21 protein-coding genes are annotated in these 24,298 nt (G+C 46.9%); 8 read left to right on the top strand and 13 right to left on the bottom strand.

The features are described 5' to 3' along the window. The first annotated feature begins 113 nt into the window (after positions 1-113). Positions 114-2,354: a glycosyltransferase gene (locus ACQ4M5_RS17345; RefSeq protein WP_430676905.1), complete on the top strand. Its 2,241-nt coding sequence runs from the start codon at positions 114-116 to the stop codon at positions 2,352-2,354. On the opposite strand, the gene ACQ4M5_RS17340 is transcribed toward ACQ4M5_RS17345, so the two are convergent. Continuing rightward, a complete protein-coding gene (locus ACQ4M5_RS17340; RefSeq protein WP_430676904.1) occupies positions 2,351-3,148 on the bottom strand; it encodes a hypothetical protein in 798 nt (265 codons plus the stop codon). The genes ACQ4M5_RS17345 and ACQ4M5_RS17340 overlap by 4 nt on opposite strands. Before the next feature lie 73 nt (positions 3,149-3,221). Here ACQ4M5_RS17340 and ACQ4M5_RS17335 point away from each other — a divergent pair, with 73 nt between their 5' ends. After that, complete coding sequence (locus ACQ4M5_RS17335; protein ID WP_430676903.1) at positions 3,222-4,805, top strand: AAA family ATPase; 1,584 nt, start codon at positions 3,222-3,224, stop codon at positions 4,803-4,805. Positions 4,806-4,816: 11 nt separating this feature from the next. Beyond that, the gene (locus ACQ4M5_RS17330) at positions 4,817-5,194 is read left to right on the top strand and encodes a DUF1257 domain-containing protein (protein ID WP_430676902.1); all 378 of its coding nucleotides are present in this window, start codon (positions 4,817-4,819) and stop codon (positions 5,192-5,194) included. 196 nt (positions 5,195-5,390) lie between these two features. Here the strand turns inward: ACQ4M5_RS17330 and ACQ4M5_RS17325 are convergent, their stop codons facing one another. From ACQ4M5_RS17325 to ACQ4M5_RS17305, 5 genes are all read right to left on the bottom strand, one after another. Next, positions 5,391-5,978, bottom strand: a complete 588-nt coding sequence (locus ACQ4M5_RS17325; protein ID WP_430676901.1) for a Uma2 family endonuclease — start codon at positions 5,976-5,978, stop codon at positions 5,391-5,393. 25 nt (positions 5,979-6,003) lie between these two features. Beyond that, the gene (locus ACQ4M5_RS17320) at positions 6,004-6,681 is read right to left on the bottom strand and encodes a potassium channel family protein (RefSeq protein WP_430676900.1); all 678 of its coding nucleotides are present in this window, start codon (positions 6,679-6,681) and stop codon (positions 6,004-6,006) included. Between the two features lie 51 nt (positions 6,682-6,732). Beyond that, a complete protein-coding gene (locus ACQ4M5_RS17315) occupies positions 6,733-6,939 on the bottom strand; it encodes a glycogen debranching protein (RefSeq protein ID WP_430676899.1) in 207 nt (68 codons plus the stop codon). 40 nt (positions 6,940-6,979) lie between these two features. Then, complete coding sequence (locus ACQ4M5_RS17310) at positions 6,980-7,462, bottom strand: N-acetyltransferase family protein (protein WP_430676897.1); 483 nt, start codon at positions 7,460-7,462, stop codon at positions 6,980-6,982. 79 nt (positions 7,463-7,541) lie between these two features. Continuing rightward, positions 7,542-8,867 (bottom strand): histidine phosphatase family protein, encoded by a 1,326-nt coding sequence (locus tag ACQ4M5_RS17305; RefSeq protein WP_430676896.1) that lies wholly within the window; start codon positions 8,865-8,867, stop codon positions 7,542-7,544. 152 nt (positions 8,868-9,019) lie between these two features. Between ACQ4M5_RS17305 and ACQ4M5_RS17300 the strand changes: the two genes are divergently transcribed. Continuing rightward, on the top strand, positions 9,020-10,531 hold the full coding sequence (locus ACQ4M5_RS17300) for a CPBP family intramembrane glutamic endopeptidase (protein WP_430676894.1): 1,512 nt from the start codon (positions 9,020-9,022) through the stop codon (positions 10,529-10,531). Positions 10,532-10,602: 71 nt separating this feature from the next. Further along, entirely contained in the window at positions 10,603-11,520 is a 918-nt protein-coding gene (locus tag ACQ4M5_RS17295; protein ID WP_430676893.1) for a YihY/virulence factor BrkB family protein, read from the top strand. Positions 11,521-11,604: 84 nt separating this feature from the next. Here the strand turns inward: ACQ4M5_RS17295 and ACQ4M5_RS17290 are convergent, their stop codons facing one another. After that, on the bottom strand, positions 11,605-12,093 hold the full coding sequence (locus ACQ4M5_RS17290) for an endonuclease domain-containing protein (protein ID WP_430676891.1): 489 nt from the start codon (positions 12,091-12,093) through the stop codon (positions 11,605-11,607). 84 nt (positions 12,094-12,177) lie between these two features. Next, positions 12,178-14,895 (bottom strand): type I DNA topoisomerase, encoded by a 2,718-nt coding sequence (topA, locus tag ACQ4M5_RS17285; protein WP_430676890.1) that lies wholly within the window; start codon positions 14,893-14,895, stop codon positions 12,178-12,180. Positions 14,896-15,377: 482 nt separating this feature from the next. On the opposite strand from topA, the gene ACQ4M5_RS17280 reads away from it, so the two are divergent. After that, positions 15,378-16,955: an NAD(P)H-quinone oxidoreductase subunit N gene (locus ACQ4M5_RS17280; RefSeq protein WP_430676889.1), complete on the top strand. Its 1,578-nt coding sequence runs from the start codon at positions 15,378-15,380 to the stop codon at positions 16,953-16,955. A gap of 65 nt (positions 16,956-17,020) precedes the next feature. On the opposite strand, the gene ACQ4M5_RS17275 is transcribed toward ACQ4M5_RS17280, so the two are convergent. The 5 genes from ACQ4M5_RS17275 to ACQ4M5_RS17255 all read right to left on the bottom strand — a co-directional run bounded on the left by ACQ4M5_RS17275 (position 17,021) and on the right by ACQ4M5_RS17255 (position 22,267). Further along, complete coding sequence (locus tag ACQ4M5_RS17275) at positions 17,021-18,682, bottom strand: transglutaminase-like domain-containing protein (RefSeq protein WP_430676888.1); 1,662 nt, start codon at positions 18,680-18,682, stop codon at positions 17,021-17,023. 105 nt (positions 18,683-18,787) lie between these two features. Beyond that, positions 18,788-19,594, bottom strand: coding sequence for a type I methionyl aminopeptidase (gene map / locus ACQ4M5_RS17270; RefSeq protein WP_430676887.1), 807 nt, complete (start codon positions 19,592-19,594; stop codon positions 18,788-18,790). Between the two features lie 44 nt (positions 19,595-19,638). Further along, positions 19,639-21,165 carry a hypothetical protein gene (locus ACQ4M5_RS17265; RefSeq protein WP_430676886.1) on the bottom strand — a complete coding sequence of 509 codons (1,527 nt, stop codon included), beginning with the start codon at positions 21,163-21,165 and terminating at the stop codon, positions 19,639-19,641. A 35-nt stretch (positions 21,166-21,200) separates the two neighbouring features. Beyond that, positions 21,201-21,671, bottom strand: a complete 471-nt coding sequence (locus tag ACQ4M5_RS17260) for a GNAT family N-acetyltransferase (RefSeq protein WP_430676885.1) — start codon at positions 21,669-21,671, stop codon at positions 21,201-21,203. Further along, complete coding sequence (locus tag ACQ4M5_RS17255; protein ID WP_430676884.1) at positions 21,671-22,267, bottom strand: tRNA-(ms[2]io[6]A)-hydroxylase; 597 nt, start codon at positions 22,265-22,267, stop codon at positions 21,671-21,673. Before ACQ4M5_RS17255 ends, ACQ4M5_RS17260 begins: the two co-directional genes overlap by 1 nt. A 9-nt stretch (positions 22,268-22,276) precedes the next feature. On the opposite strand from ACQ4M5_RS17255, the gene ACQ4M5_RS17250 reads away from it, so the two are divergent. Then, positions 22,277-23,140 (top strand): EamA family transporter, encoded by an 864-nt coding sequence (locus ACQ4M5_RS17250; protein ID WP_430676883.1) that lies wholly within the window; start codon positions 22,277-22,279, stop codon positions 23,138-23,140. Between the two features lie 219 nt (positions 23,141-23,359). Then, positions 23,360-24,298 carry a phosphodiester glycosidase family protein gene (locus ACQ4M5_RS17245; RefSeq protein ID WP_430676882.1) on the top strand — a complete coding sequence of 313 codons (939 nt, stop codon included), beginning with the start codon at positions 23,360-23,362 and terminating at the stop codon, positions 24,296-24,298.

The raw sequence follows: 24,298 nt of genomic DNA, 5'->3' as shown, positions 1-24,298 counted from the left end.
AAGTTTAGCGCATCCAGAAGCATTGTATCGATCGCACGATTCAAACATGGGATTGTCATTAGAATTTAATCTGATTCTGGTTCAATTACGAAAGATGAAGTTCGGATTCAGATATGACCTCACCAAAGCCGAGTTTTCCCCGTGGACGCTTGCCTTCTCCGCCTGCCGCGACATTGATGCTCTTGAGCGTTGTGATGTTGTCGGGCGCGATCGTGCTTGCCTGGTTCGCGGGTCAGGGAACGATTAGTCGAATTTTTGAGCGATTGAATCGATTGCAGGAAAATCCACCGATGTGGATTGATGCCCCAATGCAACTCGGTAACTATTTCCTGTTTTGGACAGTTCTGCTGTTGCTGAGTATTGTTCTGATTACGAAAGTTTCTCCTCGTCCTCAAGCTTGGTCGCGGATAGTCGTGGTCGGAACGCTTTTAGTTCTGCTACTGAGATATCTAGTTTGGCGATCGCTAACAACTTTGAATCTCAGTAGTCCGCTCAATGGTGTATTTAGCTTAGGATTGTTCGCGCTAGAGTTGCTGATGTTAGTTTCGAGCTTGATTCAGCTTGTTCTACTATTGCGAGTGCGCGATCGACGTTCTGAAGCAGATCAGCGATCGATTGCTGTGATCAATGGAACGTTTACACCTTCGATTGATATTCTGATTCCAACTTACAATGAGCCGACTTTTATTCTCAGAAGAACGATCATCGGATGCCAAGCATTGCACTATCCGAATAAGCGGGTTTATCTCTTGGATGATACTTGTCGATCGCAGGTGAAAGAACTAGCAGCAGAACTTGGATGCAACTACATCACGCGCTCTGATAATCGACACGCGAAAGCGGGTAATTTGAACAATGCTTTAACTCAGACGAACGGTGAATTGATAGTTGTGTTTGATGCTGATTTCATTCCAACTAAGAACTTTCTGATTCGTACTGTTGGCTTTTTCCAGAATCCAAATGTCGCATTAGTTCAAACCCCGCAAACTTTTTACAATCCTGATCCGATTTCTTACAACTTAGGCTTAGAAGATGTACTTACGCCTGAAGAAGAAGTGTTCTATCGTCAGATTCAACCGATTCGAGATGCAGCGGGTGGAGTTGTTTGTTCTGGAACATCCTTTGTGGTTCGTCGATCGAGCTTACAAGCAACCGGAAACTTCTTCACAGAATCCTTGAGCGAAGATTACTTTACCGGAATTCGATTAGCTGCAAGTGGGTATGAATTGGTCTATCTCAATGAAAAACTTAGTGCAGGATTAGCGGCTGAAAACATTGCTTCACAAGCCCTTCAGCGAATACGATGGGCACAAGGAACATTGCAAGCGTTCTTTATTCAAGCCAATCCATTAACAATTTCTGGTTTACGCCCGATTCAGCGACTTGCTCACCTAGAAGGACTATTACACTGGTTCACAAGCCTTTCACGACTGGGCTTTCTGCTAGTTCCTCCAGCTTATGCCTTTCTGCACGTAATTCCAGTAAGAGCAAATATGGAAGAGACACTGTTCTACTTTGTTCCGTACTATGTTGCTCAGATTACAACTGCAAGCTGGCTCAATCACCGATCGCGTTCTGCACTATTAGCGGATCTCTACTCACTGGTTCTTTGTTTTCCTCTAGCAGTCACGGTGATACAAACATTACTCAAGCCGTTTTCTAAAGGATTCAAAGTTACACCAAAGGGCAAAAAGAGCGATCGCTTTGTGTTTAATTGGCAGTTAGCAATTCCGCTGATTGTATTGTTCTGCATTAGCGCACTGAGTTTATGGATGAGTTTGGGCGTGTACACAATGACTGGGATGGCGGATGCAAGCACACACCCGCACACGATCGAACAATTCAAGGGCTATGGTTTAGGATTGTTCTGGGCGGGCTACAATCTCGTTATGTTAGGAATTGCATTGTTAGTTCTAATTGATGCACCTCGCCCTTCGCAGTATGAGTGGTTTCAGCTTCATCGAACGGTTCGTTTGACAGTCAATCAGCAAGAATATTGGGGATCAACGATCGCACTTTCAGAAGCAGGAGCAGAGGTTGTTATCACTCAAAATGCTTTTCTGGATGCTCAACAAGTTGAAATTGAACTAATGGAAGAGCGATTGAAAATCAAAGGAACTGCAACATTAATCGATCGAGATTCACTCAAGTTTCTGATTACTTTCGAGCCATTAATCTTAAAGCAACATCGATGTTTAGTTGAACTCCTATTCTGCCGTCCGGGACAGTGGAAAAGCCGTTCTACGCCTGGAGAACTACGATCGCTTTGGCTGTTGATCCGAATCTTCCTCAAGCCTCGAATTTTAGTCGATCGACATCGAAGAATTCATGCGATCGCAGTTTCTCAAAGCTAATCCGGAACTCCCCAGATCCGAACGGTTCGATCTTCACTTCCGCTCACAATCAAAGACTGATCTTCATTCACTGCAACCGCAGTCACTAGACTTTGATGTCCCTGTAGTAAGCAAACCTCTCGTCCTGCTTGTAGATCCCAAATTTTGACTGTTCTCTGACTGCCACTGATCAAATAGCGATCGTCATTTCGCGTCACCGATGCAATCTGTCTCAGTTTACTCTCAGTTGGATCAATCTCTTGCCCATTCTTCAAGCTCCAAGATTTGATCTGCCGTCTTGCAGCTTGAATCGTGAAAATATTAGCTTCGGGATCAATCGAAACTGTGTAGACGAATGTATAAGCAGGAATCGTAAAAATTGGTTCTTCAGCCGCAACATCCCATACTTGAATTAGTCCATCTCGACTCGCACTAATCGCAACTTGACGATCGACATATCTTAAATGCTGAGTTGCAACCGCGATCGCAGTAATGCCTGTATTATGTCCTTTCAATGCTGCTAAACATTCAAATAATCGATAGTGCGGATAGTTCGCTAGTAACTCAGGGTAAGGCTGTAATAACTTGTAAGCAACTTTTTGAACTGCGATCGCAGAATCATTCAAAGCTTGCACTAACAAATCTAACCCTGCTGGTGTATGTTGAACCTGGTGCAATGCTGCAATTCGTTGATCGACTCGATCGCTCTTTAATCGCTGCCGAATCCCGTCAATTCCGCCCAAGACGACACTTCCCATCATTGGACGGGGAGAATTGCCTAAGACAGCATCAAATTCTTTCGGGGAATCGGTCATATTTGCTGATTATGGTATATTTGAACTATAAAGAGTTCGCGCAATTCCAGAAGTTTCTGTCACAATAGCGCACATGACTTTTAATCTGTCCCACTCTCACCAAGAAATTGTCGAGCAGCTTGATCTAATGTTACGCGCTCGGTATCCATTGATCTATCTCGTCGGAGTCGAGGAAGAACCGATCGGGGAAGTTCTAAGCGAAGTTTGCGATCGCTCGACTCGTGAACTTAGAAAATGGGACATTGTACGCGGATGGGACGATACTGGAGCCGACAAAGGAAGCGCGATCGCGGCTCTTGGAAGAATTGCCAAAGCTTCAAACGACAAATCTACTGTGTATGTGCTGCACGATCTTCATCCCGTTCTGAAGTTTCCGCTACAAGCCAGTAATGTTCCAATTATTCGTGAAATTAAAAACCTTGCTCGTGATTTAAAGCGCAGCCGAAAGACATTAATTCTGACCAGTCATTCTCTCGATGTTCCGCAAGAATTTATCGAAGAAATGACTGTAATTGATTTTCCACTACCAGACACACAAGAGATTGATACTTTAGTCTCACAGATTGTTGTGCCTGAGAAATTGAAGCTATCCCAACTCGGTAAAGAACAGTTAGTAAAAGCCTGTCAGGGATTGAGTCGGGCGCGAATTCAGCGAGTATTAGCAAAAGCGATCGCAGCAAAACAACACATCAGCGAACAAGATATCGATAGTGTTCTCGAAGCTAAACGGCAAGCGATTCGCCAAACTGGAATTCTCGAATTTTTCACCACACAAGAATCACTCAAAAGCGTAGGTGGATTGGACAATCTGAAAAAATGGGTGCAAATGCGCCAAGATAGCTTTACCGAAGAAGCAAGGCGCTATGGCATTCCGAACCCGAAAGGCGTTCTACTTGCAGGAATTCAAGGAACTGGGAAATCACTTTCCGCGAAGACGATCGCGCACGAATGGCGTTTACCATTATTACGACTAGATGCGGGTCGATTGTTCGGGGGACTGGTCGGAGAAAGTGAAAGTCGAGTCCGACAAATGATCCGAATTGTCGAAGCGATCGCACCTTGCGTTCTCTGGATGGACGAAATTGATAAAGCCTTTGGCAACATTAATGCAGGCATGGATGGAGATTCTGGAACCAGCCGCCGCGTATTTGGAAGTTTAATCACTTGGATGCAGGAAAAGACCAGCCCAGTGTTCATCGTTGCTACCGCCAACAATGTTCAAATTCTGCCCGCTGAACTTCTACGCAAAGGTCGGTTCGATGAAATTTTCTTTCTAAACTTACCGACGGAACCAGAACGACGTGAAATCTTTAGAGTGCATCTCCAGCGGTTACGACCTAGCCGACTGCGCGAATTCGATCTGGCTCTACTTGCCCGTCAAACCCAGCAATTCAGTGGTGCAGAAATCGAACAAACGATCGTTGATGGAATGCAACGCGCCTTTAGTCAGGGAAGTCTAGGCAATCGTCGGGACTTTACAACTGAGGACATCGTGCAAGCGATCGAAGAAACCGTTCCTTTAGCTGCGATCGCACGAGAGCAAATTGAGGGCTTAAAACAGTGGGCGGCAAATTCCGGGGCGCGTCCAGCGTCTCAGGATGTACAGTTGATCGAGGAGTTACGCGCCATTACTCGTCAGCGTGGAATTGATTTTTAGAGGTAAATCCAATGTCACACTTTACAACAATCAAAGTTCAGATCAGAGATGGCGAAGTGCTGTGTGAAACCTTACGCGAACTCGGTTACAAAGTGGAGCAACATGCGCTGGTACGAGGCTATCAAGGCGATAAAACGGAAGCAGAGTATGTGATTCGTCGATCGAATGGTTACGATCTTGGGTTTCGACGCGAAGGCGATGATCAGTATGTTTTGATTGCTGATTTTTGGGGAGCACGAATCAATCAAACTCAGTTTGTGAACGAGATCCAGCAGAAATATGCTCACAAACAGTTACAGAAGACTTCAGCAGAACAGGGATATACGATCGAGGCTGAAGAAGTTTTAGGAGATGGAACGGTTCGAGTCGTGGTCGGTCGCTGGATCTAGGGCGTGTTTTAAAACCCTTCGCTTCGTTCAAACCCGTCCCGGACTGGAAGTCGGGACTAACGGTGCGAAGTCAGTTGAAACTGACTCTATCGGTTAGGTTTGGCTTCTAGTCCCCTTCAGTGGACTTCGTTCTGTTAGCCCCGAATTCTATTCTGGGGCGGACGAGCAACGGAGTGAGGAGCTTTTAAAACACGCTCTAGTCCTCAAGGAATCGATCGACATTCAACTCAAATCCAGGTAAAACCGTTTCTCCTAACAAAACTGTCGGCAGCGATCGAACTTCTTTATCCTGTCCCTGCCGATAGATTTCGACTTGTTGATCTTGAGGATTGAAGAGCCAACCTAAACGAACTCCGCTATCTAGATATTCCTGCATCTTTTCTTGTAGCATCAGCAATCTATCAGTTGCAGAACGCAGTTCGATTACAAAATCAGGCGCGATCGGAGGAAATTTCCTACGTTGTTCTGGCGTGAGAGCTTCCCAGCGCGATCGTTCGACCCAAGCCGCATCTGGAGAACGATCGCCTCCTCCTGGAAGTTTGAAGATCGTTGAAGAGCTAAAAACCTCTCCAAGCTGAGTTTGACGATTCCAAATTCCTAAATCAATAATGTAATTTGCTTCTCTGTTACCACTTTCTCCACCAACCGGAGACATAACAATCAAAACTCCTTTTGCATTCCGCTCAATGTTCCATTCAGGATTACTGAGACAGAGTTGATAAAATTGCTCATCGGTAAGATGAACGTGCTTGAGATCCAGTGTCAGAGGAAGCGTCAATTCCATTGTTTTGCTCCTGTATCAAGCAAAGTTAAACACACTTTTGTATAAAATCAATCACCTGGTGCATAAATCCTGGCTTCGTCACGATTAGCACTGTCGAATCTGGCTCCAGAATTGTGCTGCCGTTTGGAATCTCAAGATCCATGTGTGCATGAGGCTGATACCCGATAATCAATGAGCCTTGTGGAAATCTTGGATCTTGAGCGACTTCTGCCACACTCCGACCCACCACACTACAACTCGGCGCAATAGAAAGTTTGAACACCTCGATCTGACCCTGCTCGAAGTGCATCATCGATTCGACTTCCGGGTATTCGATCACATTCACCATTGTTGAAACGGCAAGCTCGATCGCATTAATCACATGAGTCGCGCCTGCAAATCGATAAGGTGCTGCAAAATCTTTGTGCCGCATTCTCACCAAAATATTTGGGACACCGTAATGTTTTGCTAGCGTCACCATTGCCAAATTCAAGGCATCATCGCGAAGGACTGCGGCGATCGCATCCGCCTTCCGAATCCCAGCTTCGATCAGCACCTCAGTACTCACGGCACTGCCCTCGAATGCGATCACGCCTAATTGTTCTCGTGCATATCGACACGCGGCAGGATCAACATCAATCATCGCCACGGTGTGTCCCAATTCAATGAGACGCTGAGACAAACTCAATCCAATGAGACCTGCGCCCCCGATTAAAACGTACATAAATGCTCTGAATCACGCTTTGTTCTAGCCTATAGCATGATTCAAAGAATGTTAGTCGAGTTTGAGCGAATTGACTGGAACCTCGTCCCAGGAAGCCACTCGACGCATCCGAGCCACCCAACCTTCTTGTTTCTGTTTTTCGGTCAGATTAGCTTCAAAGGATTCGTGACATTCTTGCGCTTGAGTTTCATCACAGCAAGCAATACAGGCATACATTAGCCCAGACGGATCAACTTGTTCGTTTACCCAAATGGTCATGATCCTTTCCTCCAAAACCCTACTGAAAATTTTGCCATATTTAGGCTGGGCGTGCTGCTAGGTCAGAAAGGGCTTCTCCGGTAACGCGACAGATTCGCCAGTCAGGAAGAACACTTGCACCCATGCGTTGATAGAAGCCGATCGCGCTTTCATTCCAATCTAAAACGCTCCACTCTAATCGCCCGCAGTCCCGCTCTACGGCGATCCCAGCCAATCGAGTGAGTAGCGCTTTTCCAATTCCTTGTCCTCGATATTCGGGTAGAACAAAGAGATCTTCGAGGTAGATTCCGGGCTTTGTGAGAAATGTTGAATAGTTGTGTAGAAATAGTGCGAAACCGATCGGTTTATTTTCAACAACTGCCACGATCGCTTCAACATAAGGCTTTTCGCCAAAGAGATGGGAATGAAGATTGTCGATCGAGCCTGTAACTTGATGAGACAATTTCTCGTATTCTGCCAAGGCTTGAATGAGAGAAAAGATTGCGGGCACATCAGCAGGCGTAGCAGAACGAATTTCAAACATAGACATGCCTTCAAAACATATAGCGCAATATCAATTGGGAAATTGAATACGACGAACAATTCCCCAATTTCATCATTTCTTACAATGCTCCCGCTGCGGTCTTATCTAAAACGCCGCCCAAATGAGTGGTGATATTCATCGCCATCAACATCGGAGTTGCATCGTTTCCAGTAACATAATCGATCACACTAACCGCGCCATTTCCTTGTTTGAAGTTCCAGAATGAGGCAGGAGTTAGACCTGAAACATAACAGAGAATTGCTTTGTTAATCGCATCGTGAGCGACCACGAGAATGGTTTCTCCTGGTTTTGCAGATTGTACGATCGCAGTCCATCCTTCAACCGCACGATCCCAAACTTGCTGCAAATTCTCACCTTCTGGCATTTGTACCGTTTCCGGTTTGCTTTGCCATTGATGCAACAATCCTGGATAACCCGCTTCAATCTCAGATTCAAACTTGCCTTCCCAAAGTCCGTGACTGATTTCCCGCAAGTCATCTCGCAGTTTCAGATCGATCTCTGGATGATATTTGAGAATGATTTCTGCGGTTTCTTTGGGTCGCACCATTGAACTACTTACAGCCGAATCGATCTGCACTGATTTGAGGAATTCTGCGGCTTGACCTGCTTGCACTCGTCCATTGTCGTTCAGGGGCACATCGATTTGACCCTGAAACCGTCCCTGTCGATTCCAGTCGGTTTCACCATGTCGCACCAAGAGCAGACGCGCCCCTTTCTGATTTGGTCTTGGCTTGGGAATCGTTTCGCCTAAATGTGAGGTGACGTTGAGCGATTCGATTTGCACTTGATCCCCGAAATCACCAGAGAAGTTGAGTACGCTAATCCCACAATTGGAAATGTGGAAGCGTTGATAATCTGCGGGTTCAAGCGCGATCGCAGTATTGATCAATGCCCGATTAATCCCACTATGCGCCACGATCAGAATGGTTTGATCCTTGTGTTGGGGAATCAGCGATCGCCAAAATCGTTCCGCCTGTTGATACAAATCCAACACAGGAGCGAGTTCACTCCCATCCGGCAAAGTCATCTTCACCTTATGCGGCTCGGAATGCCAGTGAGCATACATTTCTGGATACTTCTCAGCCACTTCGGTAAACAGCATTCCTTCCCACAGCAGGATATTAATCTCTTTCAAATCGTCCGTCGTTTGGAGTGCAGGCGGATTGTCTAACCCATCGAGAATAATTTCAGCCGTCCGTTTCGCACGTTGCAAGGGGCTGCTATATACTGCATCGAACTTCAAATCTTTTAGAGCCGTTGCAACTTGGGCTGCCATCTTTTCGCCCTTCTCGGTCAGCGTCGAGAGATCACAGTGTCCCTGTGCCCGTTTTTCAACGTTGTAGCTGCTTTCACCGTGGCGCACAAGAATTACACGAGTCGTCATAGAAAATTTTAGGGCAAAAAGTCAGCCTGATTTTAGCGTGTTCAGGTTGCCAAATTTTAAAAGAGTGGGGAGTAGGGAGTGGGGAGTGAGAAAGGCAGTGCGATCGTGGCTTCGTTTCCTACAATAGCGAGGAGGCGTTTTATAAAACTGGCATGACACCGAAGCGGATTTTATTGTGGGGACTGACCTTAGTGGCGATCGCAGCGATCGCGCTGGATCTAATTAGCAGTTGGAATCAACCCCAATTCCAAAGCCGATTAGAACTGTCGCAAACGGATCTATTGCTTCAGGCAGCCCAGTATCAGGGGAACTCGAACACGGCAGCTTTGACCGATCAAAATCCTGAAAAAACGGCATTAGAGGCGTATCAAAAAACGCGATCGTCGGTCGAAAAGGCAATTTCTTCAGCCCAATCTCAAATCGAATTGAGTCCCGCTCCGGATAGTGCAAAACCGCTCACCGCAGAACTGGCAAAACAGATCACTTTGCGCGATGAACTAGATATCCGCATTGGAATTCTTCAAGCTCAGCAAAATCAAGTCGATGCTGCTTTGAAAAGTTGGGCAACTTTAACCGCACCGCAAACGCAGAAGAGTCGCGACTTAGAGCGAACAGCGGATACGTTAAGCTCACTTTGGCAAAACACATTACCGCCTAGATCCGAAGCAATTCTGAAACAAAATCTTACAGGTTGGTTTCGCAATCGAGGATTAGAAAAGCTTTATACCTTAGAACAGCGATCGGATGCTTTAAACGAACTTCGCACCGCAGAACAGCAAGCCGCTCAGCAAGCATTCGCGAAATGGATTGGGGCAAATGCAGTTCCCACGATCGCGCTTCTTCTTGGTTTCGGTGTGCTGCTATTTCTGGGCGGACAATGGCTTTTCAGCCGGAAAAACTCGTTACTGGTGGGGACAAATTCGATTCGATGGACAGTGCCTTGGGACTACGAAATTACCTGGCAAGTTTTAGTCGTTGGATTTTTCGCAGTTGGGCAGCTTTTACTGGGTCAGGTTGTTGTGCCCCTGTCGTTATTAGTTTTGAAGTCTACATTTCAAGTTGATCCTGCAACCTTTACAACGCGCGATCGAGCCTTTTTCGCGTTCTTCACTTACATTCTTTTAGCAGCAGGCGGACTGGGTGTTCTCTACTACTCAATTCGCAGATATCTACCCCTCGAAAATAATTGGTTTCGCTTTAGTCTCAAAGGTCGATGGCTACTTTGGGGAATTGGTGGATATGCAGCGGCTTATCCCTTAGTCGCTGGAATCTCTTGGATCAATGAGAAAATTTGGCAAGGTCGCGGCGGCAGTAATCCATTGTTGTCGATCGCGCTTGAAGGTCGAGATACGATCGCGATTATTATTTTCTTTATTACGGCAGCGATCGCGGCTCCATTCTTTGAAGAAACATTCTTTCGCGGATTTCTCTTACCTTCGCTGACTCGCTATTTCAGCACATGGCAAGCGATCGTGATTAGTGGATTAATTTTCGCGATCGTTCACCTCAGCTTGTCCGAAGTGCTACCGCTAACCGTTCTCGGAATCATTCTAGGATTTGTCTACACCCGAACTCAAAATCTCATGGCATCGGTGCTACTTCACGCGCTTTGGAATAGCGGAACTTTATTAGCGTTATTCCTACTCGGTAGCGCCGCAGGGTAGATTGTCACCCGGCTGTCACATCGTTGTAAGCAGGATTGCTAAGATGCGAGAATCTTCCTCATTTCCTTGCAATGCTGAAACGCCCCAGTCGTTCTGGAGTCAACCTACTCACCCGATTTCTGCAATTCTTTCGCTATCTCAACTTAAAAACGTTGGTTACGATCGTGCGACGAGCAGCTTATCACCGACTGCCCGGACTTTCGGCTGAAATTGCTTTTAATGCGATGTTTGCATTGTTTCCAGCAGCATTGGCACTCTTAAGCGCGATCGGGCTTTTCGAGATTTCAGAAGTGAACTTCCGTTCGTTAACGAACCAACTCAGCCAGGTGATTCCTGAACAAGCGGTCATTCTGACAAGAGACGCGCTCCAATACTTACGATCGAGCAGCAGTCAGAGCTTATTTTCGCTGAGTTTCCTGGCGGCAATTTGGGTTTCTTCCAGCGTGACGGGTGCAGCAATGGCGGCTCTGGATCAGATTTATCGAATTCCACGCGATCGCGTTCGTCCATTCTGGCAAATGAAATTAATCGCGATCGCTCTCGCACTCGGAACTCTCTTTCTTCTCGTCTCTGCACTGTTGATTGTGTTTATCAGTGATATCGCCGTTCAGATTCTGGCGTTCCGGAGTGGAAGCTTTGCTCACATTCTGTTTCAACTCTGGCATCATTTGAGTTTGCCGATCGCTTTATCGATCGTCGCTCTGGCACTCGGTTTTATCTATCGATACGGAACGAGCCGTTGGCGACACGGTAGACCGATTATGCCCGGAGCAATTTTGGCTGCACTGTTATGGGCAGTACTGTCCGGATTGCTGCGGTTCTACGTTTCTTATATCAGCAATTTCGCTCAGGTGTACGGTGCGATCGGGGCTGTGATTGTTCTGCTGTTGTGGCTCTACTTCAGTGCCTTTTCGATGCTCTTGGGAGGACTATTTAACTCGATCGTTGGAGAAGCCATGCAGAAAAAAGTAGAGCAACGGCGAAACTGAGTTAGTCGTAAATTGCAGGGTTGATCGTGCCCCCTAACCCCCAAATTTGGGGGAACAAGACTTTTGCCCTGGAATTGGAGGAATTTAAGGAATTTCCTCGAATCCCGTCTGCCCACTCGCGGTGAGGATTCGAGTGAGAACGAGGTCTAAGTGCTGGATGACTTCCTGATTGCGAAATCTGAGGACGCGATAGCCATAAAGACTGAGATGGTGCGACCGCTCAGAATCATACTCTACTTGCTGATCATGAATGTCGCCATCGACTTCAATCACCAGCTTGCAACTTGGGCAGTAGAAATCAACAATAAATCGCCCAATCGGGTGCTGACAGCGGAATCTTAAGTTGTTGAGTTGTCTTCGCTGTAAGGCTTGCCAGAGTATTGCTTCAGCCCTGGTCAGATTTTGGCGCAGGTGAAAAGCTGCCGCTTCGATTTCTGGAGTCGTTCCTCGAATTCTAGAAGTCGTTTTTCTCACGCCTTGGCACTGGAATGGGACTGAATTAAAGTACCCAGAGGTTGCAGCGAGAACGCTCCCACTCGCAAATTCTGAGTGTTCAGCCTCTTGTTCCCCCAAACTTGGGGGTTAGGGGGCACGATCAACCCTGCAATTTACGAGGGATAAGAGTTCCTCGATCGATTTCATTTATCTCCTCCGAATCTAATCGTTGGTTTTGACCCGCTTGCTTGTGCCTGTGGATTTTTTGGCGGCTGCGGCTTTCGTGGTCGTCTTCTTCGCAGTCGTTTTGGTCGCAGTCTTGGCAGTGGTCTTCTTCGCAGTCGTTTTCTTCGCGGTTGTCGTGGTCTTCTTCGATTTGGTCGCTTTCTTCGTGCCTGCTTTCGCTTCTAGCGCTTGGACAGCAACATCCATCGTAATCTCTTCGACAGTGTGACCTTCGGGAATCGAAGCGTTCACTTTGCCGTGTTTGATGTATGCACCGTAAGGACCGTTATAGATGTTGACAGGTTCACCATCGGCTGGATGTGCGCCCATTTCTCGAATTGGGGTCGCGGTTCCGCGTTTGCCACGAGCGGCTTTAGGTTCTGCAAACAGTTCTAACGCTCGATCGAGCGTAATGGTCGTAACATCATCAGGAGCTTTAATCGATCGATAATCTTTCGCCGCTTTCCCTTCTTCGTCTTTGCCTAAGTCGTGAACGATGTAGGGACCAAATCTACCGATCGCAGCTTGGATCTTCCGCCCGGTTTCTGGGTGAGTGCCCAATGTTCTCGGCAGCGAGAGTAATCGAACTGCCATATCTAAGGTCACAGCTTCGGGCTTGATCTTGGGTGGAATCGAAACGTTTTTGGGCTTCGGATTCTCATCGGTTTTGTCGCCAAGCTGGATATAGTGCCCGTAAGGTCCAAGCTTGACGTAAATTGGCTCTCTGGTTTCAGGATGGGTTCCAAGCTGTTTCGGTCCTTTTAGCAGGACTTCTACCTGTTCAGGATTGAGATCAGCAGGCGGCAAATCTTTCGGTAAGTTGATATTGCCGTTTTCTGACTCGATATAAGCTCCGGTGCGACTAATGCGAATTTTTGTATCCAGATCGTCCAAGTGAATCGTTCGGGCTTCTTTGGGATCAATATTGCTGTCACGCTCTTTAACTTGAGTTTCCAGCCCGTCATGACCCAGATAAAACTCTTTCAGATACGGAAGCCAATCTACTTCACCCGTTGCAATGTCGTCTAAAGTTTGCTCCATTTTGGAGGTGAATTTTAGATCCACAATGTCCGGGAAATGCTTCTCTAGCAAGTCCACGACAGCAAACGCGGTAAAGGTCGGAACGAGGGTATTTCCAACGAGCTGAGCATATCCCTTACGCTCGTCGGTGATTGTTCCAATGATGCTGGCATACGTGGACGGTCGCCCGATCCCTTCACTTTCGAGCATTTTCACAAGAGAAGCTTCGGTAAATCGTGCAGGCGGTTGGGTTTCGTGTCCGATCGCTTCTAAATGATTACACTTCGGATGATCCCCAGAACGCATCGGCGGCAGAATGATTTCTTGGTTCTCGATCGCTGCGTTCGGATCGTCTGATCCCTCGACATACGCCCGGAAAAATCCTGGAAAATCGATTCGCTTTCCGCTCGATCGAAATCCTGCATCTTCAACCTGAATTTGCACCGTTACTTGAGTTTGACGCGCTTCTGCCATCTGAGTCGCAACAGTTCGCTTCCAGATCAAGTCATACAGTTTTAATTCTCGATCTCTGAGTCCAGTTTCTCTCGGAGTCCGGAACGTGCTACCCGCCGGACGAATTGCTTCGTGGGCTTCCTGTGCGCCTTTGCTCTTAGTGTTGTATTGACGCGGCTGAGGACTAAGATACTCAGTTCCGTACATCGCTTCAACGCAACTCCGGGCAGCCGCGATCGCTTGTTGCGACAAATGCACTGAGTCTGTCCGCATATACGTAATGTAGCCTTGCTCGTAAAGGCTTTGAGCCGTCCGCATCGTATCTCGCGCAGATAAACCCAATTTCCGGTTGGATTCTTGTTGCAAAGTCGAAGTCGTAAAGGGTGGCGAAGGTTTGCGAGTCACCGGACGCTCTTCGAGATCCGTGACTGTCCAAGTTTTGCCATCTAATCGAGTTTGGAGCGATCGCGCTTCGTCTTCGCTCAAGAGAACGACATTTCGACCTGCGGTAATTCGTCCAGTCGATTCATCAAAATCCGCACCCGTCGCGACTTTCCGACCTGCTAACGTAACCAGTTTCGCTTCAAATTCTTGTTTGGGAGCCGCATCAACTGCCAGCAGCGCTTTCAAATCCCAGTACGTTCCCTTTCTGAAGGCGCGACGTTCCCGTTCCCGATTCACGAGTAAGCGCACTGCCACCGATTGCACCCGACCCGCAGACAGACCGTAAGCAATCTTCTTCCAAAGCAGCGGGGAAAGGGTATAACCCACTAAGCGATCGAGAATTCGTCTCGTTTCCTGAGCGCGAACCAATCGCACATCAATATCGCGGCAATTGTCGATCGCTTCTCGAATCGCATCTTCGGTAATCTCGTGGAAAACCATTCGCTTCACAGGCACTTTCGGCTTGAGAAGCTGGAGTAAATGCCAACTAATACTTTCCCCTTCACGGTCTTCGTCAGTTGCCAGAACCAACTCATCCGCTTCTTTCAGAGCATCCTTTAAAGTCTTTACGATCTTCGATTTATCCTTGGGGATCAAGTAGATCGGTTCAAAACCCGCTTCTACATCTACGCCCAATTCGCGCACCCGCTTGTCCTTCACCGAATCGGGGACATCGCTTGTAGACTGAGGCAAATCGCGCACATGACCCATCGAAGCCTCGACGCGGAAATTGCGAGGCAAATAATTACGAATCGTGCGGGCTTTGGTTGGAGATTCGACAATGACAAGAGTTGGCATGAGTCTGTCTAACTAGAAATCGCTGTTCAACAAGGGAATCGGGAAGTACTGACTATCAATATCACTCAATTTGAGCGATCGTGGGGTACGGAAAACCAATCTGAGGCGCATGGCAACCGTTGAGTCACCCGCTTCTAACTTATAACCATACCCAACTGTCCGTTTTGATTCATCAGGAAATGATCCAAATCCAGAAGTTGGGCAGAACAGTCTAAGTTTTAGACTGTAGACGATTGTGATCGGATCGTCTATCTTTTCTTTCCAAATTCTTTCTCAAGGCAGTTGTTCGATCACTATAGATCAGACTTGATGAATGAATGATAACGATCCCAATCAGAGGTTTCACCCTCAGAACTCAGATTTAAGAAGAACAGGTCTACGTGGCGCGTTAGAATCCCTTAAAGGTGAAGTATACGCTTGCCTCAAATAAACGTGCGCCTAGCATAAATTTCTGTTAATCCTGCTTCTACGGACTTCGCGCTATGGATTTTGCTTCTCTCGTAACTCAGTTGAATGCTGGGACGATTCTTCCAGAGGTGATTGTGATCACCACCCTACTCGTCGTCATGGTAGGCGATTTAATTGTAGGGCGACAAAATTCTGCTAAATGGACTCCTTATTTCGCGATCGGTGGTTTGCTCACGGCGGTGGGTGCGCTGGTCACGTTGTGGGATAGCTCAAGCCCGATCGGGTTTTTGGGTGAGTTCAATAGCGATGATTTAAGTATCGTGCTTCGGGGGATCGTTGCGCTCTCCGCAGCCGTGACGATTTTAATGTCGGTGCGCTACGTCGAGCAGTCGGGAACGGCTCTGGCAGAATTCCTCGTCATCTTGCTCACGGCGACTTTGGGCGGAATGTTCCTCTGCGGCTCAGATGAGTTCGTTTCAGTTTATGTCTCGCTGGAAACGCTTAGTATTTCCTCCTATTTATTAACGGGTTATACCAAGCGCGATCCTCGATCGAATGAAGCGGCTCTAAAATATTTGCTCATCGGCGCATCGAGTTCGGCAATTTTTCTCTATGGCGCGTCGTTGCTGTACGGCTTGTCTGGCGGTGAAACGCAATTGAGTACGATCGCTCAAAAAATCTCCGCAGCAGGATTGGATCAGTCGATCGGGCTTGTCATTGCGCTGGTGTTTGTCATTGCCGGAATCGCGTTCAAAATTGCAGCAGTTCCTTTCCACCAATGGACACCGGATGTTTATGAAGGTTCACCGACTCCGGTTGTGGCTTTCCTTTCAGTTGGTTCTAAAGCGGCTGGATTTGGTTTAGCAATTCGCCTCTTGGTCACAGCTTTTCCCCAAGTCACGGATCAGTGGCATCTCGTGATGACAACGCTGGCGATTCTGAGTATGGTGCTGGGTAACGTGGTTGCACTGGCACAAACTAGCATGAAGCGACTTTTGGCGTATTCGTCGATCGGGCAGGCAGGCTTTGTGATGATCGGGTTAGTCATTGGTTCGGATGCTGGATATGCCAGTATGTTGTTCTACCTGATGATTTATCTGTTCATGAACCTGGGTGCGTTCACTTGCATCATTCTGTTTTCGTTGCGAACCGGAACCGACCAAATTAGTGAGTACTCTGGCTTGTACCAGAAAGATCCGCTGCTGACTCTAGCTCTAAGTATCTGCCTCTTGTCACTGGGCGGAATTCCACCGCTGGCAGGCTTCTTCGGAAAACTTTATCTGTTCTGGGCAGCTTGGCAATCGGGTGCTTACACGTTGGTCATTCTGGGCTTGGTCACAAGCGTGATCTCGATTTACTACTACATCCGAGTGGTGAAGATGATGGTCGTGAAAGAGCCGCAGGAAATGTCGGATGTGGTGAAGAACTATCCGCCGATCGTCTGGAATCTTCCTGGTTTGCGTCCGTTGCAGGTCGGTTTGATTCTGACCTTGATTGCAACCTCGATCGCTGGAATTCTCTCGAATCCGCTGTTTACGCTGGCAAATGATTCGGTCGTAAAATCGCCCTTATTGCAGCAAGCGATCGTCAAACCAAAAGCGATCGCAGAAAAACCGAGCCAAGAAATTCCTCAAATCGAAATTCGTGGCTAGAACTGGCTGATTCTTTTGAAGAGCCGACTGATTGAATCAATCAGTCGGTTTTTTAGTGTCGATCTCTACAAGGGGGGCAGTTCTTCGAGAATCATGAATCGAATGTGATTCAGAGCAAGATCTCCGATCGAGATATCCATCAAATCGCCTAATGGAACGCCTTGAGTTCTCAGCGATTCAAAAGAAATTCCCTTACCAATTTCGGCATGATACCAAGGCAAGCCCATGAAGAATCGAGTCGGGTAAGGTCCTCGCTCTACAATGTCATCCGGGTTCGATTCCATTGGAAGCCAACCGTAGCCAGGAATATAGAACTCGATCCAGACATGATTGTAGTCGGGTTCGAGTGGAACATTTTTACGATCGGCAAACGCTGGACATTTATACCGCCCCACCGTTCGACAGGCGATCCCATTCAATCTTGCCAATGCTAATAGAACACCAACGTATTCACCACAAGATCCAATCCCGCGTTCAAGGACGACATCAGGTGAATCAATATGCGGCTTAATGCCATAAGACAAGCGATCGTAAACATAATTACGAATCTTGAGCATTTTCCGAAGCAAATTCGTTTCGGTTCCGATCGCTTCTTTTGCGGCTTGCTGAATTGCAGAAGTATCCATTGCCAATTCATCATCATCGACTAGATAGCGATCGCGAAACTCAGGAGTCAAATCCGGAGCTTTCTCAATATCATCAAAATCGAATCGATACTTAATTCCTCGCACTTCAATCAAGGCTTTCCAACCGAAAACATGTCGCTCTTGCGATTTGAGTGAGGAGAATTTGAACAGCGCAACTCGTTGTCCTTCTTGGATCTCTTCGGTGAACGGAATCCCGATCGCTTCGACACTGCGAATCTTCTGACGATGTGTTTCTGTTGGCAATGCAATTCGCCATTCTAGATCTTGCAATTCCACTTCATCGAGCGGCAGCAATTCCTCAACATACGACATCTCAATCAAGTAGCCATTCGACAAAGTATAACGTTCGTCAGGATAATAGCGAAAATACAATGGATGAATAAACGTGCGATCGCGATACGTTAACTCTAAATTTGGATCAGCATTCGGATTGTCTCGAATATAAGCTTCTTCGCCTGCATACGACACATAAAGCGTTGATTGATCTGTTGCTGGATCATTCAAAAAAGAGATCGCAGTTGGATTCTCAAACGGGGTCATCATACTGAATTGCAGTTCTCCAGTCGCTCGATCGAGACAATACACCGTCTCTTCAATGCGATCGGAGAGCCATAATTCTTCATCGCGAACCGTCAGATTGGTTTCTCCAACTCCCGGTAATGGAAACTGCGTGATTTTTCGCTTCGTATTGCGTTCGTAAATGACGATGTAGCCTAACTTCTGGGAAGTCACATAAATTGTAGAATTCCAAACTCCAACCCCGTCCGCCTCATAAGGCAGCGAGATAAATAGCTGCGGCTCAAATTGCTCAAACGTACAGAAATAAACGTTATTGTCTTTTGTATACCAAATCGTATCTTCCCAAATTGCAAACCCTTTCGCATCAATAAACTGCTCGGTATGGCAGGGATTGAGTACGATCGTATTGTCATTCGACGGGTTAATTTGCAGCAAAAAGCCGCGTACCGTATCGAGTGCCACCATGCGATCGTACCAAACGGCTAAACCGTAAAGCGCATAAGCTCCAATCGGTCGGACCGATCGCGGATTCTTCAGAGTGGAATTGCTAGAGTCAAGCATTCAGAGTATCGATCGCCATAAATGAATCACTCTGATCTTAGTAAAACTCTGCACGGATGAATGTATCGCATCCAGCGAGAATCCGATATCGCTCCTGTCGCTCGATTAAACTAGGGTGCGATCGGTTAAGATTTCGTACCCGGTTTCGGTCACTAGCACCGTATGTTCAAACTGTGCAGACAGAGATCGATCGACAGTCACCGCCGTCCAGCGATCGGGCAAAATTCGCGTATTCTTTGAGCCAGCATTGACGATAGGTTCAATCGCTAAAGTCATTCCCGCTTTCAGTTTCACGTTTGGCATCTGATACGTTCTGAAGTTGAACACAGACGGTTCTTCGTGCAGATTCCGTCCCACTCCATGCCCGGTGAAATCTTCAACGATTTTGAAGCCGTTCGACTCGACATAATCTTGAATTGCGCCTGCGAGTTCCAACAGAAACGCACCCGCCCGGACTTGCTCAATTCCTTTGTAAAGAGCTTGTTCTGCAACGTGAATCAGCTTTGCCGCATCCGGGGAAACTTCACCGACCGCGATTGTAATACAGGAATCGCCGTGAAACCCTTCATAAAATGCGCCTGTATCAACTTTGAGCACATCACCCGCCCGAATTACCTTCTTCTTATTCGGAATGCCGTGAACGACTTCATGATTAATGCTCGAACAAATCGAAGCGGGAAACCCGTGATAGCCCTTAAAGCTCGGTGTCGCGCCCATTTCGCGGATTCGCTTTTCGGCATGAACATCGAGATCCCAAGTCGTCATTCCCGGTTCAACAAGCTCAGAAATCTCTTTCAAGACAGTCGCCACGATACGAGAAGCCTGCCGCATGATCTCGATTTCTCGATCGGATTTAATTTCAACGGTGCGGCGTTTTTTTGGAGTGGGTAGAAGGTTGGTCAAAATGTTCATGAAAAGGCGATTCGCTTGAGAGTCCTTTACTAAGTTAACCTAAACTACGGCAACCATCGCGGGTGTAATCCTCGGAAAGGTAGTTCTTCAGGCTGAGTTTTGTTATCGAGGTCGCCTTTGAGTGGAAGCAACCAGAGTTTACTCCCGGCAAGCGCTTGACTCACTTCTGCTTTGGCTCGATCGTCTGCCTGAGTTTGATCGAAAATTAGTGCTTTGCCATCTGGGGAAAGATCGACCTGAGTTTCCCGCTGATTCGGCAGCAATACTAACGGTCTGAGGGTTTGTTGCATCGGTTTGCCTTCTCGTGCGGCTTTGAGGTCGATCGCAGCGAGAAAGGGCTGTTCTTGGAACGTATTGCCAGGAACTAAATTCGTTAACAAGCAATACAGCACATTCCCATTTGGATCAAAATCAGCGCTAACAATTGAGCCTGGAATTCTGAGAATTTCTTTCTGAACTCCTTGAGCAACGAGAAACATCGATCGAGTGTAATCGGTGTTAAATTTCACCATCACCGCTGAAGCTCCGTCTTGCGAGAAGTTCAAAACGGTTCCAAACTTGGGCAAAAAGTCGAGCGGGTTTGCGGGTTGCTCACTCTCCGGCTGAAGCGGCAAAATCGCCAGTCCTTGTCCTTGAGCGACTGCGATCGATGCGCCATCAGGTGTGATTAAGAAATCTCCGCCTGTTTGTTGATTCCCGATCGCTTTTGCAGGTTGTCCATCTCGTATCAACCAAGCTCCAGCATCATTCGGATCACGTCGGCTCAGTCGCTGAACGACAATCGATCGACCATCTTTGGATAAGTCGAATCTGAGATTTTGATAGTCGCGATTGTCTAAGATCTGCGTCACTTGTCCGGGCTGAGTCGGAGAAGCAGAAGCGGTCGGAGTTGATGTATCTCCAAGCTGGACGGGATCATTGATTTGAATGCCAGTGGTAACTGTATAAAGTTTTTGCTCTGCTAAAGATTGCGGTGGATTCGTGCGCTCAACGGCACTAAATACAATCTTGTCGTTGCCGGGATAGGTTCTGAAATCCATCACGGCAAGATTTTCTGGAGTGAGAATCTTTTTATCTTGCTGGGTCAAGTTGTAGAGGATCAATCGCCCTGCTTCATTACCTTCGGCTCCAACGAATGCGAAAACGCGATCGCGGCTTTTAAATTTCTGATTGAAATCTCTCAAAATTCCATGATTAGACCCTTCTTTGCTGAATCGATCTCGCGCATTCGTCAGCGTTACCGTAAATTCTGCTCCATACGGTGCAGGCTGTTCGAGCGTATACGCCATTCGTCGTCCTGCCCAGCTAACTTTCCCTTTCAAATCGGGCTGAATCTTCAAATTTTGCTCAACGCTTGGGTGATCCATTGGACGACTGAACGTCAGCAGAAAAGCGCGATCGTCCGATCCAATTTGTTTTCCTTCCCAGTTGAATTCTCGGACTCTCGGAGCACTGCGATCGCCGCTTAACAGCAACATTCCAATGAGCACAATCAGAACGAGCATTAAGCCGATCGCGACTCGATCGAGCGGTTGCGGAAACTTGCGGAACGATTCACGAGACGTTTGCATAAGGTGTGATCCAATCGATCAAAGATGTGAGTTCCTCAGACCAAGTATTTTACATAAACTTTGTCGCATCTCAATGTTTCTACGCCAGTACTCGGTTGATATCCGTAATGTTCATATAGTTGTACGGCTTCTTTAAGAACGCTGGCAGTCTCGATCCAAATTTGATTGAAGCCTTTTTGAGCGATCGCTTTTTCCAATTCAATCAACAAAAATTTTCCGAGTCCAAATCCTCGTGCTTCAGGCAGTAAGTACATCTTGCGAATTTCAACCGCATTCTCACCGCGTGAAATCGGATAATAAGCACCTGTTCCTACTAATTTACGATCGCGCTCAATCACCCAGAATTCGCCATTCTTATAGAAATTTTCTACTTCCAAAACATCTCGATCGGCTCCTTCCGGTTCTTGTGTCAAACCATACTCTGCCAATACTGACCCAATCAGATTGAAAGCAATTTCTCGATCTGACGGTTGCCAATCGCGAATCAGGAAATCTTGATATTGCATTAGCTATGAATTCTCGGTTGAGGATAAAGCGTCGAAAGGATTTCGCTCTCGATCGCACCTAATTCTTCTAAGCGTTGATTAATCTGCGATCGCTCAAAGTAAGTATCCGCTAATGTCCAATACACGCCATAATGTCGCGCTTCTGATGCCATTAGTGCTCGATAAAATTTTGCCAATTCTCGATCGTCGCAATGTTCCGCCAATAGTCCTAACCGCTCATGACTCCGAGCCTCGATCAAGCCTGAAACTAACAGCGAATCCAACATACGATCGGGTTCTTCGCGACGGATTTGCTTATTCAAACTTGCCCCATACGGCGGCGGAGCAAGTGGCGCGAGAGGGATAGACCGACGCTCTAAAATCTGGTTTACTTGCTCAAAGTGTTCTAACTCTTCTTGTGCGATCGCTGTTAACATTCGCACCAATTTCGCACTGGAAGGATAACGAAACATTAGATTCAGTGCGACTCCTGCGGCTTTGCGCTCACAGTGAGAATGATCAAGCAGAATGGTATCTAGGTTTGCCAATGCTTGATCGACCCAAGCTTCAGAGGTGGGCTGCTGGAGAAAGCGAATCGTCGGAAAAGAAGAAACCACGGAATTCTCATGATTTGGTTAGCATTTGCAATTTTAACGGCTTTTTTCGAGTCTTTGAAGGATGTCTCCAGCAAACACAGTCTAAAAAATCTCGATGTCTATATCGTGGCTTGGGTTGCAAATATTTTTGCTGTGATCTTTCTCGTTCCATTACTTTTGCTGGCTGGAATCCCAAAGATAGAACCTCAGTTTTGGATAGCACTACTCATCGGGGGTAGCTTGAATGTAGTTTCATTCATTCTCTATGTTCGTGCTCTACAAATTGCTGATCTATCTTTAACAGTTCCGTTAGTTACTTTGACACCACTATTTCTTTTAGTAACTTCTCCGTTAATTGTGCATGAGAATCCGACTGGTGCAGATGCGATCGGGATTTTCTTAATTGTTGTTGGCTCTTATGTACTGAACTTACGAGAACGCAGGAATGGCTACTTTGCACCGTTAAGAGCATTGTTTCGCAATCAAGGTAGTCGATTTATGTTGATGGTTGCTTTTATCTGGAGCATTACCTCGAACTTCGACAAAATTGGAGTTGTAAATTCTTCGCCATTGTTCTGGTCTACTGCTTTGTATAGTTACTTAGCTGTGGGAATGTTCCCGATCGCATTGTTCAATTCCCGCCATAAATTCGGTCAAATCCTGCCGAATCTCAAGCCATTGATGCTGATCGGATTCTTTCATGCGATCGCGATTACCTTTCAAATGATCGCTGTCACTTACACGTTAGTAACTCAAGTCATTGCAGTTAAGCGACTAAGTGCCTTGATTAGTGTGTTATTCGGACATTTCCTGTTTCATGAACGAGGATTACGAGAACGCTTACTAGGGGCTGCAATCATGGTATTCGGCGTAATTGTCATGACCTTGTTTTGAGCGCAGCTTTATCGATCGATAAATTTTTGCTGAATCAGGATTCCAGTTCCCGGTCAAATCCGTATTTCTATGGACAATAATCTCATGTGTGAGGAAAGCAACATTTCTTCCTCTATCGATGGGAAGACTTTTGCTAAGAGATATTACGTATTTTTAATCAATTTTTGAAAAATACATTAGCAAGGCATGATCGACAGAGTTTCTCATCGAAAACGTTTCATGATCCGTTGGTTGTCGTCTGTTCCCGGTAGCTTCTCAGTTACAGCGACTTGTACGCTTTTTACTTGTGCAATCCTCTTTCCTCGCCTCTCGGTTGCGCCCGAACCTGTCGCGGTTCCGATCGCGGTTGAAGTTGCGGAACGCTCTAGAATTACTCGTCCGGTCTCAGTCGTGGAGCGCACGATCGCAGGTGTTCCGATTCGGCTTGCCACGATCGATTTAACTGACCCAAAAACCTTTATCAGTATCGGTCTTGCCAATCAAGCAACTCAGGCGAATAGTGCTCGATCGACACGCGGTGATGAACCATTTGAAGCAATGGTACGCCGCCATAGAGCCGCTTTAACTGCGAGTGGAACCTTTTTCAGCATGGACGACCAGAAGCGCGTCATGGGCAATATGGTCGCAGGTGGGCGCGTTCTAAAATACAGCCCTTGGGAGAACTATGGTACGACTTTGGGAATTCGTCGCGGCAACCGCCCTGAAATGGTGACAGCCCGAACTGAAGGCAAACCGCAATGGGATCAACATTGGTTTTCGCTCACGGCTGGACCTCGATTGTTAAAACAAGGCAGGATTTCGATCAATCCAAAGCAAGAAGGATTTAGTGATCCGGCGGTTTCAGGAGTGGCTAAAAGAATCGCGATCGGCTTTCCGGAAGATGGCAATCGGCTTTATCTCGTCACGTTTCACAAGCCGATTACATTGCAAAAAGAAGCAGCAATTATGCGATCGATTGGTGCTCACGAAGCCATGAACTTAGATGGCGGAACTTCAGTTGCATTAGCACTTGGAAATCGGATTGTTCAACCTGCGGGACGTGAGCTAACGAATGTGATTACAGTGTATGATTCGCGGTTTCCTGCACCCGATGAACTAAAGCGATCGTGGTACGAGTTTCAGAGAAACAATCCCGTTGCCCTACAGTTTAGCAAATAG

The organism is Leptolyngbya sp. AN10, from assembly GCF_050565645.1.
Taxonomy (GTDB): Bacteria; Cyanobacteriota; Cyanobacteriia; order Leptolyngbyales; family Leptolyngbyaceae; genus Leptolyngbya.
The sequence above is the reverse complement of the archived record's forward strand: the minus strand, read 5'-3'. Positions and strand labels throughout refer to the sequence as shown.

Excerpts from the sequence above, each read along its gene's own strand:
- ACQ4M5_RS17345 (WP_430676905.1), top strand. The coding sequence starts at position 114 with ATGACCTCACCAAAGCCGAGTTTTCCCCGTGGACGCTTGCCTTCTCCG.
- ACQ4M5_RS17340 (WP_430676904.1), bottom strand. The coding sequence starts at position 3,148 with ATGACCGATTCCCCGAAAGAATTTGATGCTGTCTTAGGCAATTCTCCC.
- ACQ4M5_RS17335 (WP_430676903.1), top strand. The coding sequence starts at position 3,222 with ATGACTTTTAATCTGTCCCACTCTCACCAAGAAATTGTCGAGCAGCTT.
- ACQ4M5_RS17330 (WP_430676902.1), top strand. The coding sequence starts at position 4,817 with ATGTCACACTTTACAACAATCAAAGTTCAGATCAGAGATGGCGAAGTG.
- ACQ4M5_RS17325 (WP_430676901.1), bottom strand. The coding sequence starts at position 5,978 with ATGGAATTGACGCTTCCTCTGACACTGGATCTCAAGCACGTTCATCTT.
- ACQ4M5_RS17320 (WP_430676900.1), bottom strand. The coding sequence starts at position 6,681 with ATGTACGTTTTAATCGGGGGCGCAGGTCTCATTGGATTGAGTTTGTCT.
- ACQ4M5_RS17315 (WP_430676899.1), bottom strand. The coding sequence starts at position 6,939 with ATGACCATTTGGGTAAACGAACAAGTTGATCCGTCTGGGCTAATGTAT.
- ACQ4M5_RS17310 (WP_430676897.1), bottom strand. The coding sequence starts at position 7,462 with ATGTTTGAAATTCGTTCTGCTACGCCTGCTGATGTGCCCGCAATCTTT.
- ACQ4M5_RS17305 (WP_430676896.1), bottom strand. The coding sequence starts at position 8,867 with ATGACGACTCGTGTAATTCTTGTGCGCCACGGTGAAAGCAGCTACAAC.
- ACQ4M5_RS17300 (WP_430676894.1), top strand. The coding sequence starts at position 9,020 with ATGACACCGAAGCGGATTTTATTGTGGGGACTGACCTTAGTGGCGATC.
- ACQ4M5_RS17295 (WP_430676893.1), top strand. The coding sequence starts at position 10,603 with ATGCTGAAACGCCCCAGTCGTTCTGGAGTCAACCTACTCACCCGATTT.
- topA (WP_430676890.1), bottom strand. The coding sequence starts at position 14,895 with ATGCCAACTCTTGTCATTGTCGAATCTCCAACCAAAGCCCGCACGATT.
- ACQ4M5_RS17280 (WP_430676889.1), top strand. The coding sequence starts at position 15,378 with ATGGATTTTGCTTCTCTCGTAACTCAGTTGAATGCTGGGACGATTCTT.
- ACQ4M5_RS17275 (WP_430676888.1), bottom strand. The coding sequence starts at position 18,682 with ATGCTTGACTCTAGCAATTCCACTCTGAAGAATCCGCGATCGGTCCGA.
- map (WP_430676887.1), bottom strand. The coding sequence starts at position 19,594 with ATGAACATTTTGACCAACCTTCTACCCACTCCAAAAAAACGCCGCACC.
- ACQ4M5_RS17265 (WP_430676886.1), bottom strand. The coding sequence starts at position 21,165 with ATGCAAACGTCTCGTGAATCGTTCCGCAAGTTTCCGCAACCGCTCGAT.
- ACQ4M5_RS17260 (WP_430676885.1), bottom strand. The coding sequence starts at position 21,671 with ATGCAATATCAAGATTTCCTGATTCGCGATTGGCAACCGTCAGATCGA.
- ACQ4M5_RS17250 (WP_430676883.1), top strand. The coding sequence starts at position 22,277 with ATGATTTGGTTAGCATTTGCAATTTTAACGGCTTTTTTCGAGTCTTTG.
- ACQ4M5_RS17245 (WP_430676882.1), top strand. The coding sequence starts at position 23,360 with ATGATCCGTTGGTTGTCGTCTGTTCCCGGTAGCTTCTCAGTTACAGCG.